13 protein-coding genes and 1 tRNA gene are annotated in these 18,639 nt (G+C 38.8%); 5 read left to right on the top strand and 9 right to left on the bottom strand.

The genetic code is table 11. The annotated features are described in order from the left end of the window. Positions 1-2: 2 nt before the first annotated feature. The 5 genes from V6R96_RS11145 to aceB form a co-directional block, all read right to left on the bottom strand. Complete coding sequence (locus V6R96_RS11145; protein ID WP_336378922.1) at positions 3-2,867, bottom strand: RHS repeat domain-containing protein; 2,865 nt, start codon at positions 2,865-2,867, stop codon at positions 3-5. 13 nt (positions 2,868-2,880) lie between these two features. Further along, entirely contained in the window at positions 2,881-4,449 is a 1,569-nt protein-coding gene (locus tag V6R96_RS11140) for a T9SS type A sorting domain-containing protein (RefSeq protein WP_336378923.1), read from the bottom strand. A 247-nt stretch (positions 4,450-4,696) separates the two neighbouring features. Next, a complete protein-coding gene (locus tag V6R96_RS11135) occupies positions 4,697-5,083 on the bottom strand; it encodes a thioesterase family protein (protein ID WP_336378924.1) in 387 nt (128 codons plus the stop codon). Between the two features lie 123 nt (positions 5,084-5,206). After that, positions 5,207-6,487 (bottom strand): isocitrate lyase, encoded by a 1,281-nt coding sequence (aceA, locus tag V6R96_RS11130; protein ID WP_336378925.1) that lies wholly within the window; start codon positions 6,485-6,487, stop codon positions 5,207-5,209. Between the two features lie 224 nt (positions 6,488-6,711). Next, positions 6,712-8,289: a malate synthase A gene (gene aceB, locus V6R96_RS11125; protein WP_336378926.1), complete on the bottom strand. Its 1,578-nt coding sequence runs from the start codon at positions 8,287-8,289 to the stop codon at positions 6,712-6,714. 125 nt (positions 8,290-8,414) lie between these two features. On the opposite strand from aceB, the gene V6R96_RS11120 reads away from it, so the two are divergent. The 3 genes from V6R96_RS11120 to V6R96_RS11110 all read left to right on the top strand — a co-directional run bounded on the left by V6R96_RS11120 (position 8,415) and on the right by V6R96_RS11110 (position 11,517). Then, the gene (locus V6R96_RS11120; protein ID WP_111961015.1) at positions 8,415-9,899 is read left to right on the top strand and encodes a helix-turn-helix domain-containing protein; all 1,485 of its coding nucleotides are present in this window, start codon (positions 8,415-8,417) and stop codon (positions 9,897-9,899) included. 83 nt (positions 9,900-9,982) lie between these two features. Then, positions 9,983-10,636 (top strand): ComF family protein, encoded by a 654-nt coding sequence (locus tag V6R96_RS11115; RefSeq protein ID WP_336378927.1) that lies wholly within the window; start codon positions 9,983-9,985, stop codon positions 10,634-10,636. Between the two features lie 191 nt (positions 10,637-10,827). Beyond that, entirely contained in the window at positions 10,828-11,517 is a 690-nt protein-coding gene (locus tag V6R96_RS11110; RefSeq protein ID WP_336378928.1) for an alpha/beta hydrolase, read from the top strand. A 3-nt stretch (positions 11,518-11,520) separates the two neighbouring features. Here the strand turns inward: V6R96_RS11110 and upp are convergent, their stop codons facing one another. Both upp and der read right to left on the bottom strand, forming a co-directional pair. Then, entirely contained in the window at positions 11,521-12,174 is a 654-nt protein-coding gene (gene upp / locus V6R96_RS11105) for a uracil phosphoribosyltransferase (RefSeq protein ID WP_111961018.1), read from the bottom strand. A gap of 81 nt (positions 12,175-12,255) precedes the next feature. Then, positions 12,256-13,566, bottom strand: coding sequence for a ribosome biogenesis GTPase Der (gene der, locus V6R96_RS11100; protein ID WP_111961019.1), 1,311 nt, complete (start codon positions 13,564-13,566; stop codon positions 12,256-12,258). A 258-nt stretch (positions 13,567-13,824) separates the two neighbouring features. Here der and V6R96_RS11095 point away from each other — a divergent pair. After that, positions 13,825-13,895, top strand: a tRNA-Gln gene (locus V6R96_RS11095). A gap of 303 nt (positions 13,896-14,198) precedes the next feature. On the opposite strand, the gene V6R96_RS11090 is transcribed toward V6R96_RS11095, so the two are convergent. After that, positions 14,199-15,431: a hypothetical protein gene (locus tag V6R96_RS11090; protein WP_336378929.1), complete on the bottom strand. Its 1,233-nt coding sequence runs from the start codon at positions 15,429-15,431 to the stop codon at positions 14,199-14,201. Positions 15,432-15,564: 133 nt separating this feature from the next. After that, complete coding sequence (gene katG, locus V6R96_RS11085) at positions 15,565-17,844, bottom strand: catalase/peroxidase HPI (RefSeq protein WP_336378930.1); 2,280 nt, start codon at positions 17,842-17,844, stop codon at positions 15,565-15,567. A gap of 325 nt (positions 17,845-18,169) precedes the next feature. Between katG and V6R96_RS11080 the strand changes: the two genes are divergently transcribed. Further along, positions 18,170-18,631: a heme-binding domain-containing protein gene (locus tag V6R96_RS11080; protein ID WP_111961034.1), complete on the top strand. Its 462-nt coding sequence runs from the start codon at positions 18,170-18,172 to the stop codon at positions 18,629-18,631. Positions 18,632-18,639: the final 8 nt, after the last annotated feature.

Below are 18,639 nucleotides of genomic sequence, written 5' to 3'. Positions count from 1 at the left end.
TTTTACTGTTTGTAGTTGTATTTGTATTCTTTTACTGTTCTGTAAACCGCATTTCCTGAAGCGTCTTTCTCCATTTTCCTGACAGTCTTCAGTCTTCCGCTGCTGTCGTATTCGTAAGTCTCACGCTGTCCGTTCGGGGTTGTCGTTGTAGTAAGCCCGATTAACGGGTTGTAAGTATACGCAGTAATCTGATATCCCGTCATAGAGCTGTCTTTTCGGAGATTATCCAACGCCATCACTAAAGCATTTTCTGATGCAGGGTTCACAAGATCATCATTGGAAGCATTAACAGCAGCTATTACAAGCGGGCTGTTTTTTATATCGTCATATTTAGCCCCTTCTATTTTTGCAATGATCTGTGTCTTGTTGTATCCATAAATAAAGGATGTAGAAAGTCCCACGACAGAAGTAAGCTGGACCAGATTTCCTTTATCATCATATGCATCTGCCTTCATCATCTGCTTCATGCTTCCATCACTGATATTGGCAGCAAAGGCAGAGGTAGGAAGCAACAGTGAAGGGTTATCATACTTGGTTACTGATTTGGACAGGGTTTTTCCATTCTTTTTCTCTTCGGTAATTACAGGAATCCCGGTCATGTTAGCTGCCTCAAGATGGCTATATCCCGCAAGTCCTTCAACATACGTCATAAATTGTTCTGAGGTATCCCCATCCGCAATGCTTTTGGTATAGTAAGGCTTAAGATTTGTAGGACTCATCCAGGTTTCAGAGCCTGTTTCCAATAACCCTCCCCCTGCAAAATAAGCTTTATTAGAAACCATACTTTTCTTAATGTAAGCAGGTTTTGAAGTAATCTTATAGCTGCCTGTAAAACTATATTCGTTATCAGAATAATGATCAAGCTCGTAGCCATATACCTCAGATGTAAGCAGTACATTCTGTTCACTATAGGTTTCTTTTTTAGACATCAGCCCGTTTTTCGTGATACTATAATATGGCCAGAAATATTGAGGCTCTAATGCTGTACCTCCAATTTGCTGCTTAGGATAATCATCCGGAGTATTAAATGTGTAGCGAACCGATCCTTGTCCTGCTTCTGATACCCTTACACTTTTGTACAAGAGGTATCGGACAGAAGCTTCATCATCGCTGTCTTTTTCATTATCAAACCAATACCCGCTGGAGCTATCCGGAAGTTCAAAAGAATCATACCCATAATTGATTGTCCGGTACGCATTAACATCACTATTATTCTTATAGTATTTGATGTTTTTTATTCTCGATTGGCCAGCGGATTGACTATTTCTAAATGGTCCCGGATGAAGCTTGATCTCCGAAGCTCCAAAACTTCCAATTCCGACAGCATCACCTGAGGATACAAATTCCAGGGTGTAATTTCCAGGATAGTTATTCAGATTATATATTTTATCATATAACGCATCCGTTATGGTAAAAGTGGGAATAATAATTTCGCTTCCCCTTTTCAAAACAATCTTTAGATTATCTATTCTCGGTTTCGGGGGGAAGCCTGGAATAGTGGGAGGGATTGTATATTCGTAATCTGTAATATTCAAAATGAATTTAAAATTCTTTTTCACAGAGGGATCTCCCGGTATGCTGAAATTATACTGCAGTGCCTGGCTGGTATTGATTTGGCCTGAGGCCATAGCAGACCAGTACTGTATATCAGGATTGCTAATAAAGCTGCTTCCATTTAGTTCTGCAAGATATGCAGGATCATTATAATTAAAATATGAATCTCCATTCTCAAAATTATATTCGGTAACCGCTCCTGTCGGAGAAATTGTTCTTTTTAGTATGCCTTCTCCTGAAGCGGATGCATACACAAAACTATTCTTTTCAACCAGGCTACCGCTTTTATCGTTTTTGAATATTGAATTCAGTACCCTAAGTTTATTGGAAGCCTGAGTTCCTTTTGAGATCATAGTATAATTAAAGATATATGAAAAAAGTTCTTCTCCAGCTGGATTTTTAAGACTGATCTTCTTCAGGCTGTACGGATCACTGACTGATTTATCCATTAAATCTTTAACTTCCAGCGTTTCATCATACTCATAATTAAATGCCGCCTGTCCGCTTCTGCTGGTAATGGTTTTCAACTTATTCTGAAGAAATATGAGATTGGTCGTACTTGTACCTTTGTATTTTTTCCTTTCATCAAAGGTCATGGCTGCCACTTCTACACCAATTGGATTCAGAATCTTTGTCAAATAATAGGCTGTTTTGTATTCTTTGCCCTGCCATAAATCTCCGCAATCATATTTTCCAATATCTGTTGTAGTAAAAAGATATTGATATCCATTATCTGCAGTAATACTGAAACTGTCTGCTTTGAATGTGGCTGTATTTGCATTTCTTACATATTCTATTTTTGCATGATTAGGGGTAAGATTCATCAACGAAAATGTATTATTGATTGTATCTCTTTTTACTCTGAACTTCCCGGAAATCCCCGGAAGATTATAATAGTATAGATCATCAAATTCATTTTTCTTATAAGAGGCCAATGTAGTATTATCGTAGCATTCATCCAGATAGTTAATGATTTTTTTATAAATCATACCTGCCCCAAAAAAAGACCATCCATTTCCTACATCACTTGCTGCTTCAGCCTCCTGAACACTTCTTACATTGTAACTTAAACTCATTGGCCAACTGATACCCCCATCTGAAACCGGAGCACTCAAAAGTGAAACCCCAATATCCGGTAGTCCTGTAGACAATGATACTGATACGTCAGACAATTGTGACATCGCTGCCATGGAAGGTGATGCGACAGGGGTAGTCACTACATCCCCCGCAGCCAACTGTGCGTATCCTTTCTGCATTCCAAAAATAGCAAAGAATAGCAGTGTTAAAATCTTTATATATTTAATTCGCTTCATTATTCTCAATTGTTTATTTTTTTATCAGTTTAGCATTCGCCGTTTTATTGGTATCTGTTTTTATCGTCACCAGATAAGCCCCCTGTATCAAATTCTGGGTATTAATCTTGGTCACTTTATTCTTAGTCTTTAAACTCTGAAGCTGTCTTCCACCCATATCATACAGCATAATATCAGCTTCTTTAAATTGGGAGCCAATTTCCACATAAGCATAATCTGAAACAGGATTAGGATAGATTTTGATGTCCTGTTTTTCTATGAGCTGATCAAGTTGTTTATCTCCCAACTTCACAATCTTCCAGTTCTCTTTTCCAAGCTCTTCGGCACTGGTTCCTGCTAAAATGATTGAGCCATCTCTATTCAGCTTTATATCTGAAAGTCTTTCTTCTCTCTTTCTGGATTCTCCTTTTACATGTTTTCGCCACTGCTCATTGCCATCCTGGTCCAGGTACAGCATCCAGAAGGTTTCGTCATCGGTTTCAATCCTTCCTTCTGCCTGGGTATAACCTCCTAAAAGAATTCCTTTTGTGACATCTTGGTTCTTGGCTCCCCGATCTTGACTCTGGATTACACTCGTTCCCATCAGGATATCCCTGTTTCCAAAATTGTAGGATTTCTGCCAAAGCTCTTCGCCTCTTTCGTTTAAGGAGATCAGCCATAAATCTGTTCCTTCTTCTATACCTGCGGTTTTGTTTCCTGATCTCTCGGATCTGGATTCTCCACCAATTAAATAGCCAGTAGATGTTAGAGCCAAGGTTCTTAAATGATCATCTGCTTTGCCCCCAAAATTCTTTTCCCATTCTGTTTTTCCTGTTTTATCAAGCTTGATCACCCAGTAATCTCCTTCTCCAGAGTTTTCAGTTTTTTTTGATCCGCCAATGTTGCTTCTTGAATAGATCCCTAATAAAGCACCTCCGTCTTTGGTAGGAATCATTTTCTCTACTTCATCCAATCCTTTTCCTCCTAAAACTGATTGAGATAGTTCTTTTCCGTCCTTATCGAGTTTTACAATCAAAACATCTTTTGAACCATAACCTTTAGCTGAGTTTTGAACATTTCCTGCTAAGAAGAATCCTAAGTCTGTTGTTTGAATAACAGATCTTGCTTCTTCATCGGATGCTGATCCTAAAGTTTTCTGCCAGAGTTCATCTCCAAATTCATTAAGTCGGATCAGCCAAATGTCTGATCCACCTTTGGAATCTTCTTTTTTATCAAGGCCTTTCCCTGAATATGAGGTACCAGAAATCAAAAATCCACCATCTTGTGTAGCAACGGTTGCTGAAAGATAGTCATGATTGTTTCCGGAGAAGTATTTTTCCCAAACTTCTTCTCCTTGCTGATTCAGTTTTATTGCATGAAAATCGTAGCCGTTGTTTTGTTTCTGGTTTGAGGTCCCTGAGCTTATTGAAGGGTTGGATTGAATTGAGCTTCCCGTGATCAGATACTGTTGATCTATTGTTGTGGTCACCTGGCTTAGAAAATCCTGCGTAGAGGATTTGATGTCTTTTTGCCATAATACTTCCTGGGCCGACAGACCCAGGATTGTGCACATCGTAAATGCACTCATGTAGAGTTTTCTCATCTATTTGTGTATATTAGTTCGTATAATTTTGCAAATTTAACATTTTTTAACGCACATACAAATCTCATTACTGAGATTTAATATAGATCATGTCACTTATCTGTGTTTTTTATAATGCTAGTCTTATAAAAACAAAGGTATTTCTCCAAAGCGACAAAGCATGTCGTATTATAAATTTTACAAAAAAATTATAGTTTGTATTAAACTGAAAGAAAAATATAATGTAATGAGCCCTAAGGACAAGCGTTTACCGAAGCTTATCCAGCCAGTCGATTTCCAGTCTTTTAATCTTTTGAGTTTTCGAATCAACCAGGACCCAAAGGGTACTTGAATCAACAACAAGCTGATCGTTGCAGTAGAATTCAACTTTTCTGGGTTGCCGGATCCCTTCCGGAGCTTTCGGATAGGTTTTAACGGTGATCACATCTCCAAGGTAAACCTGCTTTTTGTATTGGATATGATGATCAACAAGCATCCATATATCTTCCGGATACTCTGTCTTATCTTTTACTTTTTCCCAGTGTTCACCAGCTATTTCTTCTACCCAGTGCACATACTGCACATTGTTGACATGATTATTCCGGTCTATATGTTCTTCCGTTACCTGAATCTGTTTTTGGTATATTAAATTCATTTTTTTCGGCTTCATTAATAATCAAATATATGGACTTTAAGTTTTTTATTCTTAATGAAACGAAAACCTTCTCAAAATTGAGAAGGTTTCACCTCTGAAAAATTTATTTTAATATGGAAATGATCAATGGAACTGTGCTGTTTCCGTAGAGTCTTTCATGGCTACCGTTGCCGAAGAACCGTTAGTTACCACATTCTGAACCTCATCAAAATAACCGGTTCCTACAAATGACTGGTGTTTTACCGCTCGGAATCCTTTCTGCTGAAGAGCAAACTCCCGCTCCTGAAGTTCGGAATAACCTGCCATTCCTCTTTCTTTATAAGCCAAAGCAAGCTCAAACATTGCGGTATTCAACGCATGGAAACCTGCCAGCGTGATGAATTGGAATTTATAGCCCATTTTGGCAAGCTCTTCACGGAAATTGGCCATTTCTTCCACACTAAGCCTTGCAGCCCAGTTGAATGACGGTGAACAGTTGTACGCCAGCATTTTTCCCGGAAACTGAGCATGGATTCCTTCTGCGAATTTTCTTGCCTGTTCCAGATCAGGATTAGAGGTTTCCATCCAGATCAGGTCAGCATAAGGTGCATAAGAAAGGCCACGGTCGATTCCCTGCTCTACTCCATTGTTTACCACATAGAAGCCTTCGGAAGTTCTTTCTCCGGTTACAAATTTTTTATCTCTGTCATCAATATCCGAAGTCAGAAGATCTGCTGCATCCGCATCCGTTCTTGCGATAATAATACTTGGCACGCCCAAAACATCCGAAGCCAAACGGGCCGCAACCAGTTTATTAATGGCTTCCTGGGTAGGAACCAGAACCTTGCCTCCCAGATGTCCGCATTTCTTTGCCGAAGAAAGCTGGTCTTCAAAATGAACTGCCGCTGCTCCGGCCTCGATCATCTGCTTCATCAGCTCAAAAGCATTCAGATTTCCACCGAATCCTGCTTCTGCATCTGCAATAATTGGAACTAAATATTCTTTATCTCCGTTCCCGCTTACCGACTGTATCTGATCTGCTCTTAATAAAGCATTATTAATTTTCTTAACCACAGAAGGCACCGAATTAGCAGGATACAATGACTGGTCGGGATACATTTCCCCGGAAAGGTTCGCATCTGCAGCCACCTGCCAGCCCGAAAGGTATATCGCTTCCAGCCCTGCATCAACTTCCTGAACCGCCTGATTTCCTGTTAGGGCACCCAACCCGGCTACATAATCCTGGTTATTCAGTTTCTCCCAGAATTTTTTGGACATTTCTGTCGCAATGGTATACTCAATGGTATAAGAGCCGCGAAGCTTCAGTACTTCTTCAGCCGTATAGGTTCTTTTTAAACCGTTCCAGCGGGGATTGTTCAGCCAGTCCTGTTCTATAGCCTGGATTTGTTCTTGTCTTGTTTTCATAATATTTGGATTTATTGTTTGTAGATTTAAGTTTGAGGGTGAGGGCGTTTGAGAGTTGGAGAGTTTTAGAGTAGGTTAGGTTATAAGTTTATGAGATATGGATATGAGTAGATTATTTCAGTGCAATAGAATCTTTCAGCTTTTCACATGTCAATTCTCTTACACCCAAAACTTTCCCACACTCCTACTCTAAGACTCTAAAATTCTTCCACTCAAAACTCCTTTCACTCAATAAACGGGTATGCTTTCAGAGTCAGGAATTCTTCAAATTGTTCTGAGAATATCAGTTCATTGAAAAGTTCTTTGGCTAAATTGAATTTTCCGTTTTTGAAACGCTGTTCGCCTACATATTTTTCGATATGTTCTATTTCTTCAGCCTCCCATTGAAGGATCATTTCACGGGTCAGGGCAAGACCGTTGTTCAGCTTGGCTTCGTTTTTCAGCCATTGCCAGATTTGCGTCCTTGAGATCTCAGCAGTGGCAGCATCTTCCATCAGATTGTAAATGGCAGCTGCACCGGTGCCCATCAGCCAGCTTTCAAGGTAAAGAATGCCTACATTGATGTTTTTTCGTACCCCTTTTTCGGTAATTTCACCTTGTGGAACTTCCAGCAGATCCGTTTCTTTGATATGATATTCAAATTTTTTATCAATCTGATTTTCTTCCGGCATATACTGGTCAAAAACATCTTTTGCAACAGATACTAAAGCCGGATGTGCCACCCAGGTTCCATCATGACCGTTCTTCACCTCACGTTTTTTGTCATTCCGCACTTTTTCAAAAGCAATACTGTTGGCTTCATAATTATCTTTTACAGGAATCTGTGCAGCCATTCCTCCGATAGCATGAACGTTTCTTTTATGGCAAATCTCGATCACTCTTTTTGAATAAGCACTCATAAAAGGAGAAGCCATTGTTACCTGATCTCTGTCCGGAACCATAAATTCGGGAAGGTTTCTGAATTTTTTGATGAATGAAAAAATATAATCCCATCTTCCGCAGTTCAGTCCTGCACTGTGTTCCTTTAATTCAAATAAAATTTCATCGATCTGAAAGGAAGCTGTTATTGTTTCTATCAAAACGGTAGCTTTAATAGTTCCTTCGGGAATTCCCATGTAATTTTGGGCAAAAACAAAAACTTCATTCCACCATCGGGCTTCTTTGTAATGTTCTAATTTCGGAAGGTAGAAATAGGGACCACTCCCGTTTTTTAACAAGTGTTCAGCGTTAGAAAAAAAGTAAATACCAAAATCTGTCAGCGAGCCGGATGCTTCTTCGCCATTGATCTCGATATGTTTTTCCGGAAGATGCAGTCCTCTTGGCCGCACCTGAAGAACAGCTGTTTTTTCATTAAGCTGATAAGACTTTCCATTTTCAGCAGTAAAATCTATCTTCCGCTGCACTGCATCTGAAAGATTAATCTGTCCCTGAATGCAGTTTTCCCAGGTTGGCGAATTGCTGTCTTCAAAGTCAGCCATAAAAGTTGATGCACCGGAATTTAATGCATTGATGATCATTTTCCGGTCTACAGGTCCTGTGATCTCTACTCTTCTGTCCAAGAGATCGGCTGGAAGTGGCGCACAGCTCCAGTTACCGTTTCTGATTTCTTCAGTTTCAAGTAAAAATGCGGGAAGATTTCCCAAATCAAAAAACTGCTGTGTTTTTTTTCTTTCTTCTAAAAGCGTCAATCTTTTTGGGTTAAAATTCTGATGTAGAGCTACCAGAAAATCCGTCAATTCCGGAGTGAAAATTTCCCCAAACTGCTTCTGGGCTTTTATTTTTAATTGAGTTTCTGTTTCCATAACCTGTTGATTTTGTGATTTGACATTACAAACATAAATAAAAATATTCACAATCAGCGAACGTTCGCTAATTATTTTAAAAAATTATTATGCGAATAATCGCATTCATTTTTCTATATTTGATTATGAATTCAGAAAGTGATTTTATCAAAACCGTGTTCGGATTGAAGCTGAAGCAGCTGAGACAAAAGAAAAACTGGTCTCTGCAGGATCTTGCTGTAAAGACAGGACTGTCTAAATCTTATTTAAACGAAATTGAAAACGGAAAGAAGTATCCGAAGCACGATAAAATCATCCAGCTTTCAGAATCATTGGGATCTACTTTTGATGAACTGGTTTCTACCAAGCTGGATAAAAGCTTAGCTCCTTTTAATGAGATCCTTCAATCGGATTTTTTCAAGGAAGTACCACTGGACCTTTTTGGCATCAGTAAAAACAACCTGATCAGCATTATCAGCGATGCCCCCAAAAAAGTTACTGCTTTTATCAATGCATTGATTGAGATCTCCCAGAATTACAATTTGGGTAAGGAGCGTTTTTATTTTGCTGTACTCAGGTCTTTCCAGGAACTTTACGATAATTATTTCCCGGAAATTGAGGAAAAAGCGATGGAATTCATCATGAAAAACGGACTGGATATCAGTAAAGACCTGAGATCTTCTGTTTTGGAAAGCATTCTTACTGAAAAATTTAATTACAACATAAGGTCTGAAGATTTTGAACAGTTCGGCACTCTGGATAACCTGCGTTCTCTCTTTATTCCTGAACAAAAGCTTCTTCTTTTGAACCGGAAACTAGAGAAAGATCAAAGAACGTTTATTCTGGCTAAGGAAATAGGATTCAATGTCCTGGAATTAAAAATCCGTCCAAACACTTATTCATGGTTGGATTTCGGGAGTTTTGAGGAAATTCTGAACAATTTTTACGCTTCATATTTCGCCGGAGCTTTATTGATCCCTAAAGAGCAGGCTATTGGAAAAACCACCGAATTTCTCCTTCAGCATACCTGGGAACCGACAAGTTTTGAGGAACTGATCGAAAGCTTTACAGATTCTCCTGAAACTTTTTATTACAGGCTTACCAATCTGCTTTCTTCTGAGTTGGGTATTAAGGATTTGTTTTATCTGTGCCTGGTCAAGAAAAAAGATTCGGACAAGATCCAGATCTTAAAGGAACTTCACCTCAACCACCAGCAGGCTCCTCATGCCAATGCTACGAATGAACATTACTGCCGAAGATGGATCGCTGTAAAAAACCTGCATCATTTGAAGGAAAATGAAACGCTTACGGATGCCCAGATCTCGCATTACAAAGATCAGGGGGTCAGTTATCTTGTTATTTCAACGTCACAGAAAAATCCTTTTTCAGACGGAAGCAACAGAAGCTACTGCCTGGGAATTTTATTAAATACACAAACTATAAAAAAGATCGGTTTTATAAAATCTCCGACTTTAAAAACAATCAATGTAGGCGTTACCTGCGAATCCTGCAGTATTCCGGATTGTGAAGTGAGGCAGGCACCGCCGGTCCGGCTGGAAAAGGAGCACTTTAACCTGAGTATGAAGAATGCAATTGAGAAGATCAGGAAACAGTTGATAGTTGATAGTTGATAGTTGATAGTTGAAAAATTAAAACTTTGAAATCTAACTTCTAATCTCTAGTTTCTAACTTCTTATTTTAAAATAACATACAAATGATATTAGATTTATTTTTTCCTAACCGATGTATTGAGTGCAGCCGGATCATAGATGCAGATCTTTTAGTCTGCAGCTTATGTTTTGAGCAAATTCATTTTACTCATTTTGATTATTTCAGTGAAAATATCATCAAAGAAAAATGCAGGCTCCTGTTTCCAGTTGAAAATACTTATGGACTGATGAAGTTTGAGGAAAATGGACTAAGTAGGAAACTTATCCATGAGCTGAAATATAAAAGCAGGGAAAATGCGGGTAAAACTCTTGCCGAATGGACTGTGGAACGTGTAGACTTCAAAGATGAAAAACCTGATATTTTAGTACCTGTCCCACTTCATCCCAAAAAATTAAGGGAAAGAGGCTACAACCAGTTGCATTTATTTACTGAGACTTTGTCCGGATTTTATCAGATCCCATTCGACCATGAATTGATTGAAAGAAATCACTATTCAAAGGCACAGGCTTTAAAAGATAAGAAACACCGACTGGAAGCAGTAAATCCTTTTTCTCTTTCAAAACCGATTTCCGGAAAACACGTTCTTTTAATTGATGACGTTTTCACTACCGGAAACACCGTATCATCCATTGCCTGGGAGATTTTAAATGCGGGAGATAACAAAGTGAGTGTTTTGGTAATGGCAGTGGATGCGTAATAAGGGTTTGAGAGGTTTAGAGTATTAAAGGAAGGAAAATACAGTTTAGGATTCCAGGTGGGGATGTCCGTGATTTACGTGGTTATTAAAACCAGCACCCTTACCCTCCAAACCCTAAAACTCTATAACTCTCCCACTCAATACTTTTCTCCTCCGATTCTTTTTCTTAATTTTCCGGTAAACTATTGATCATGAAAAATCTGCTTTTACTGCACGGAGCGCTGGGACACATTGATATTTTTAAGCCTTACGAAAAGGAGCTGTCAAAGTATTTCAATATTCATACACTTTTATTTTCCGGACACGGAAATACAGAACTACCGGAAAATGCTATCAGTATTGAAAAGTATACTGAGGAAATAAAGGATTATTTAGAAAAAGAAAATTTAAGGGATGTCTGTATTTTTGGACACAGTATGGGAGGTTATGCAGCGCTTTGCTGTGCGCTAAGATATCCTGAAAGAATCAATTCCATCATGACGTTGGGTACAAAATTCGACTGGACCGAAGAGCAGGCTTTAAAGGAGAGTAAAATGCTTGACCCGGAAGCTATTCTTTTGAAAGTCCCAAAATTTGCTGAGCAGCTGGAAAATCAGCACGGTGCACAATGGAAACAGCTGCTGCCTGCCATTGCAGAGCTGATGGTTGCACTAGGTAAAAATCCTCCTCTGAATGAAACCAGCCTTTGGGCAATTAGTATTCCTGTACAGATCATGACCGGGGATAAGGATAATATGGTAAGTATAGAGGAAAGCATTAGTGCTTACCGCAGTATTCCGAATGCAAAATTGGCCATACTTCCGGATACCAAGCATCCTATGGAAAAAGTACGGCCCAATTTATTATTTGATCTGATGAAAGATTTCTGGAACCTTTCTTAATATCTATCGTTGAAGTTTTTCACCGTAGCTCAAATCTCCGGCGTCACCAAGTCCTGGTGTGATGTACCCTTTTGAAGTCAATCCTTCATCGATGGCTCCTACCCATATTTTCGCATCAGGATAAGCTTTTTCGATGGTTTCCACTCCCTGTCTGGAGGCTATTGCAGCAACAATATGCAGCTGGGTCGGAGTTCCGTTGGTCAGAAGGTCTTTGATAGCCTCAATTAATGAGGCCCCTGTTGCCAGCATCGGATCCGCTACGATCAATGGCCTTCCTTCAATATTGGGGCAGGTAAGATAATCCTGTTTAATGGAGAAGTAATCATTAGCATCGTGCTTTCTGTAAGCAGCCACGAAACCGCAGTCTGCCCTGTCAAGATAACTCAGGATTCCTTCAAACAAAGGAACGCCAGCTCTCAAAATAGTGGTGATTACCGGCTGAACGGCTATTTCCTGAACTTTAATCTTATCTAAAGGCGTTTGAATTTCTACTTCTTTATATTCCAGTTCTTTGCTGATCTCAAAAGCTGCGATTTCACCGATACGTTCCATATTTCTACGGAACCTCATTCTGTCATGCTGGATGTCTATATTCCTAAGCTCATTGATCCAGGAGTTTACTAAAGAAAATTGTTTTGACAATACAATTGTATTCATTGTTTTGAAAAAGCTTTTATTAAAAATATTAAATTTAATATGAATAAAATCCCTCTTAGAAAAATCTAAAAGGGATTATTTTTATTTCTGTCTGAAATACACTTCAATAGGAACTCCGGTAAATCCGAATTGTTTTCTCAATTGGTTTTCTGTAAATCTTTTGTAAGGTTCTTTTACATACTGAGGGAGGTTGCAGAAAAACACGAACTGCGGTGACGGCGTAGGAAGCTGTACACAGTATTTGATTTTAATATATTTCCCTTTGTTGGCTGGTGGCGGAGTCTGCTCAAAAATAGGAAGCATTACTTCGTTTAATTTTGAAGTTTTGATCTTTTTCTTACGGTCTTCGTATACAACCATTGCCATTTCCACAGCTTTCAATATTCTCTGCTTCGTTAATGCTGAAACAAAAAGAATTGGAATATCACTGAACTGACCGATCTTCTCTTTAATTGAGTTTTCAAAATCCCTAACGGTGTTGGTTTTCTTATCTTCAATAAGATCCCACTTATTCACAACGATCACAATTCCTTTTCTGTTCTTTTGTGCCAAACCGAAAATATTCATATCCTGAGATTCCCAGCCCAGCGTTGCATCCACCATAATGATCACAACATCTGAAAATTCAATAGAACGGATAGATCTCATTACAGAATAGAATTCCAAATCTTCATTTACTTTAGATTTTCTTCTCATTCCGGCAGTATCCACTAAAACAAATTCGTATCCGAATTTATTATAAAGGGTCTGGATACTGTCTCTTGTAGTCCCTGCAACATCAGTTACAATGTTTCTTTCTACATCAAGCAAAGCATTTGTTAAGGTAGATTTACCAACATTAGGACGGCCTGCGATTGTTATTTTTGGCAATCCCTCGAAAGGATCTTTGTAATCTGTTGTAGGGAAATCTTTCACGATATCATCCAGAACTTCCCCTGTTCCGGAACCTGTAGCTGAAGATAAAGTGTAATATTTTTCAATTCCTAACTGATAGAATTCTGTAGCGTTTATTTCCTCCTTGGCAGAATCTACTTTATTGATAACGATATAAACGGGTTTGTTTGATCTTCTAAGAAGTTCGTGAATTTCGTAATCGGTATCAGTAAGACCTTCTTCCACATTCATCATAAAGATAATGGATGTAGCTTCGTCTATTGCCAGCTGAACCTGCTTGCGGATCTCTTCTTCAAAAATATCATCCGTTCCTACATCATATCCGCCGGTATCTATAACTGTAAAATCTACCCCGTTCCAGTCGGATTTCCCGTAATGACGGTCTCTGGTAACACCCGCCGTAGAATCTACGATGGCTTCTCTTCTTTCTAATAAACGGTTAAAAAGTGTGGATTTTCCTACGTTGGGACGCCCAACGATTGCGACAATATTTGACATAAAAATGTTTAATAAATGAAATTATTAATGGGTATCTCCAACTTTTGGAGCCCAATTTTTTTGCAAAGATAAGATTTTATTATTTAGCTGCTGAAAAACTACAATTCCTGAAATAATTTCTTACCCAATCATCATCTATCTATTCCATTAAAAATCATACAATTATAAATAAACACTGCCTTTTCTTATTATTAACCTTTAAAAAAATATTTTTCCAGTTAAATAATTTTTTATAGTTTTGCGCCACCAAAATAAAACAGACCTATAGTGTAACGGTAGCACTCCGGTTTTTGGTACCGTCAGTCGGGGTTCGAATCCCTGTGGGTCTACAATTAAAAGCAATCATCTGGTTTACAGTTGATTGCTTTTTATTTTGGTTAAGTTTTAATCGACTTTGATATTTATCTTCATTTGGATTCCACATATTCATAACTAACTTTGTAGTTGATTTGTTGAACAGTGGCTTATGATATAATAACGAACAAGCTGTGTCAAAAGTCCCCTCTTCTCGGATTCCTGTATGATAAATTTTTATTGTTTGGGAGATTCTCAGAGCAGTATTTATCTTTTGAGACGCCTCCTATTAAAAATTATTATTCGTCAAACTTTTTACAAAATTTAATTAATAACGGTTAATATCTCGAAATCACCACCCAGGCTGAGCCGGTACTTTGTACCACAATTGCTCTTCCCCAATCACTGTTATTCAAACCATAATTGGTAAAATTGCCTCCGTTAATCCTAAAACTTCCATTAATAGTAACATTTCCAGCTGTATCATTGACCAAATTATAAACTTTTCCTTGATTGGCTGCAGTTGCAGCCGGAAGAGAAATATTTCCTGTTACAAGAACCGTATAATCATCGGCAGCAACAGTTCCCGTAGACAAAGTTTTTATTTTTGCATTTAAAGATGAAGCATCTTTCCAGGACAATACTCCCGCCCCGTCTGTTACTAAAACCTGGCCGGACTGGCCATTTGTTCTCGGAAAAGTATATGCCCCCTGAGGATTCCCGGATGTATCTATATAGGAAAAGGTAACCCCCTTACTTTTTTCAAGAGTAACATTGGTTACCCCCGTTGTTCCTCCATCATGACTCAGAATTAAGCTATTACTAGTTCCATTACTTATTCCCCATATAGAGGCATTTACACTTTGATCCTGATTAACAGCTACCAGACCAAAGGATCCGCCCGTAGACTGTGAAAAGGTGGCTATACTGCCTCCACTATCTCCATAGTTGGATTGTAAGGTGGTTAAACCCGGTCTTGCCATAACCACACCTAAACTTGTAGCAGCAGACAGATCACTATTATCCGAATAATAGATACCACTGCCTGCTCCTAAAAGGTTAGTATCTACACCAAAGTAATTGCTTCCGGTTCCATATTGAGCTTTCATATCACCTTTCACTTCAAACTGTCTGTCAGATACAGCATCAGCAGAAGTAAATCCAATCCCTACCTTTCCATTCTGATAAATGTTTTGATTATTAGAGGTCGCAGGATTGGCAGTATTTTGTAAATTCCATGGAGATGCGGAAATTCCAGTATTTAGCTTTACCCATTTATTCAAATCCCCGTTAAAATAGTAATATCCTGCGCTGCTTACATCAGCGGTTTGTCCACTTAAAGCCCCGGCAGTGGTTACATATACCAATGCTCCTGTTTGTAAAGGTGTATAAGTTTTGAGATTCAATTGATCACCTGTAATTCTGGGTGCAATAATTCCATCAAATTTTGAAGTATCGGTCGGATTGCCCGCTACATCCAGCGTAGCATTTGGAAGATCTGTATTCACTCCCACCTGGGCAAAACTAAATGACCCTACCAATAATAGGGCAGGAAATAATTTTCTTAACATATTTATTTGTTTTTTATCAACAAATATATAATTAATTTGAATATTATATTATTTAATAAATTAATTTATAAAAATATCTATAAAAAAAGACAGCTTTTACAGCCGTCTTCATAATATTATGTTAAGTTTACAATTACTTTAAATCAAATCTGTCAGAATTCATTACTTTAACCCAGGCGGAAACAAAATCATTTACAAATTTTCTCTGGGCATCGGAACTGGCATACACTTCTACAATCGCTCTCAATTCAGAATTAGAGCCAAAAACAAGATCTGCACGGGTAGCTGTCCATTTTGGCTGTCCTGTTGACCGATCGGTTCCCATATACAGTTCCTGATCTTCCGAAATAGCTTTCCATAGCGTTCCCATATCGAGAAGATTAACAAAAAAGTCATTGGTAAGTATTCCCGGACGGTTGGTAAATACACCATGTTTTGATCCGTCAAAATTCGTGTCCAGTGCACGCATTCCGCCTATAAGTACGGTAAGTTCAGGTGCTGTTAGGGTTAAAAGCTGTGCCTTATCAATCAGTAAGGATTCTGTAGATACACTGAATTTCTTTTTCAGATAGTTACGGAATCCATCTGCTGCAGGCTCCAGATAACTCATGGATTCTACATCGGTCTGTTCCTGTGAAGCATCCATTCTTCCGGGTGCAAAAGGAACTTTGATATCATGCCCTGATTCTTTTGCAGCTTTTTCAACTCCCGCACTTCCTGCAAGAACAATTACATCCGCCAATGATACTTTTTTATTGATAACTTGAGTGTTGTTGAATTCTTTTTGAATATTTTCCAAAACCCCTAAAACTTTCTGAAGCTGAACAGGATTGTTTACCTCCCAATCTTTTTGAGGAGCCAGCCTGATTCTTGCTCCGTTGGCCCCGCCGCGCTTATCACTTCCCCTGAATGTGGATGCGGAAGCCCATGCAGTAGATACTAATTCTGAAACACTTAATCCTGAATTTAATATTTTTTCTTTTAAGGTGCTAATATCTGCATCATTGATCAGTTCATGATCAACCTGAGGAATAGGATCCTGCCAGATCAGTTCTTCCTGAGGAACGTCCGGTCCCAGATATCTTGCTTTAGGCCCCATATCTCTGTGGGTAAGCTTAAACCATGCTCTGGAGAAGGCATCTGCAAATGCATCCGGATTTTCATAGAAATGTCTTGATATTTTTTCATACACAGGATCCAGTTTTAAGGAAAGGTCTGTAGTCAACATCGTAGGTCTGTGCTTTTTTGCAGGATCAAAAGCATCAGGAATGATCTCAGCTCCGTTTTTGGCAACCCATTGGTGGGCTCCGGCAGGGCTTTTGGTCAGTTCCCATTCATTTTCAAATAAATTTTTGAAAAAATAATTGCTCCACTGTGTCGGAGTCTCTGTCCATGTTACTTCCAGACCGCTGGAAATAGCATCTGTTCCTTTTCCTGATTTATAAGTACTGCTCCATCCTAGTCCCTGAAGTTCAATTCCCGCTGCTTCCGGCTCTTTTCCAACGTTATCCGCAGGCCCTGCACCATGAGTTTTTCCAAAAGTATGTCCACCGGCAATTAAAGCTACCGTTTCTTCATCATTCATCGCCATACGTCCGAATGTATCGCGGATATCTTTGGCAGCAGCTATCGGATCAGGATTTCCGTCCGGGCCTTCAGGGTTTACATAAATAAGCCCCATTTGTACAGCAGCAAGAGGCTTTTCAAGGTTTCTGGAATGAACATCACCATCTGCATCATCATCAGTTGGAAGTACTCCGTGCTTTTCGGCTACACCTTCTGAACCGTGCGCATACCGCAAGTCACCTCCAAGCCATGTTTTTTCCGAACCCCAGTAAACATCCATATCCGGTTCCCATACATCTTCACGCCCTCCTGCAAATCCGAATGTTTTAAATCCCATAGACTCTAAAGCAATATTCCCGGTAAGGACCAAAAGATCTGCCCATGAGATTTTATTTCCATATTTCTGCTTGATAGGCCACAGCAATCTTCTGGCTTTATCCAGACTCACGTTATCCGGCCAGCTGTTCAGTGGGGCAAAACGCTGCTGTCCTGCACCGGCTCCTCCTCTTCCATCACCAACACGGTAGGTACCCGCACTGTGCCATGCCATTCGGATAAACAAGGGACCGTAATGGCCAAAATCGGCAGGCCACCAGTCCTGAGAATCTGTCATCAATGCATGCAGATCTCTTTTTACAGCTTCAAGGTCGAGACTTTTGAATGCTTCCGCATAGTCAAAATCTTTATCCATAGGATCTGAAAGAGATGAGTGCTGGCGCAGGATATCTACCCTAAGCTGATCAGGCCACCAATCAAGATTTTTGGTTCCTCCTCCAGCTACAGCTTCTTTTTTCATTGTTCCGTTATGGAACGGACATTTACTGATGTCATTCAAATCATTTTCCATTGTCGTTTATTTTTATGTTGATTAATACAGTTTTTTTTAAACATAACAAACTTACAAAGTCTTATATATAAATACAATCTATTAATTATTATTTAAACGATAGTCAAAAACTATAATTAGTCAAGCTTTATAAATCATTTTAAAGCAGGATATTAAAAGTTATAATAATGCAATTAAGTTAGTTAAAATTCAAAAGCAGATATGAAAAAAGCAAGTCTAAGTTGCCATATTTAGAATGATTCAAATGAGCATTGTATGTTTTGATAATCAATTCATTCGATTTAATAAAATTTGATTATTTTTATAGTTCAAGAATATAATTGATATGAAAAAAATCCTGGTTGTTCTGCTTGTTGCGTTTATTATTATACAGTTTTTCCCGATCGACAGGACTAATCCGGCCCCAACGCCGGGTATGGATTTTCTGAAGATCAAAAACACGCCGGAACCTATTGCAAAAATCATCAGAACATCCTGCTATGACTGCCATTCCAATGAAACTGAATATCCGTGGTATGCCAGCATTTCACCAGCTTCATGGTTTGTTAAAAATCATATAGAGGAAGGCAGAAAGCATCTTAATTTCTCTACTTTTGCAGTATACGAACCTAAAAGGCAGGCCCATAAACTTGGAGAATGTATAGAAATGACAGAAAAAGAAGAAATGCCCCTGGAGTCTTATTATGTAGGACATCAGGATGCAAAGCTGACTGCGGAACAGCGTAAGGAACTGGTGAAATACTTCAAAAAAGTAAAAGAAGATACGGAAAGGAAAATGTTATTTTAAATATCTAT

The organism is Chryseobacterium sp. CCNWLW53 (assembly GCF_037083525.1).
Lineage (GTDB): Bacteria > Bacteroidota > Bacteroidia > Flavobacteriales > Weeksellaceae > Chryseobacterium > Chryseobacterium lathyri.
Note: the sequence above shows the minus strand (reverse complement) of the source record. Positions and strands in the feature narration are given on the sequence as shown.

Bases quoted from the DNA above. Each gene is read 5' to 3' on its own strand.
- V6R96_RS11110 (WP_336378928.1), top strand. From the start codon at position 10,828: ATGAAAAATCTGCTTTTACTGCACGGAGCGCTGGGACACATTGATATT.
- aceA (WP_336378925.1), bottom strand. From the start codon at position 6,487: ATGAAAACAAGACAAGAACAAATCCAGGCTATAGAACAGGACTGGCTG.
- aceB (WP_336378926.1), bottom strand. From the start codon at position 8,289: ATGGAAACAGAAACTCAATTAAAAATAAAAGCCCAGAAGCAGTTTGGG.
- V6R96_RS11090 (WP_336378929.1), bottom strand. From the start codon at position 15,431: ATGTTAAGAAAATTATTTCCTGCCCTATTATTGGTAGGGTCATTTAGT.
- upp (WP_111961018.1), bottom strand. From the start codon at position 12,174: ATGAATACAATTGTATTGTCAAAACAATTTTCTTTAGTAAACTCCTGG.
- V6R96_RS11140 (WP_336378923.1), bottom strand. From the start codon at position 4,449: ATGAGAAAACTCTACATGAGTGCATTTACGATGTGCACAATCCTGGGT.
- V6R96_RS11080 (WP_111961034.1), top strand. From the start codon at position 18,170: ATGAAAAAAATCCTGGTTGTTCTGCTTGTTGCGTTTATTATTATACAG.
- V6R96_RS11135 (WP_336378924.1), bottom strand. From the start codon at position 5,083: ATGAATTTAATATACCAAAAACAGATTCAGGTAACGGAAGAACATATA.
- katG (WP_336378930.1), bottom strand. From the start codon at position 17,844: ATGGAAAATGATTTGAATGACATCAGTAAATGTCCGTTCCATAACGGA.
- V6R96_RS11120 (WP_111961015.1), top strand. From the start codon at position 8,415: ATGAATTCAGAAAGTGATTTTATCAAAACCGTGTTCGGATTGAAGCTG.
- V6R96_RS11115 (WP_336378927.1), top strand. From the start codon at position 9,983: ATGATATTAGATTTATTTTTTCCTAACCGATGTATTGAGTGCAGCCGG.
- V6R96_RS11145 (WP_336378922.1), bottom strand. From the start codon at position 2,867: ATGAAGCGAATTAAATATATAAAGATTTTAACACTGCTATTCTTTGCT.
- der (WP_111961019.1), bottom strand. From the start codon at position 13,566: ATGTCAAATATTGTCGCAATCGTTGGGCGTCCCAACGTAGGAAAATCC.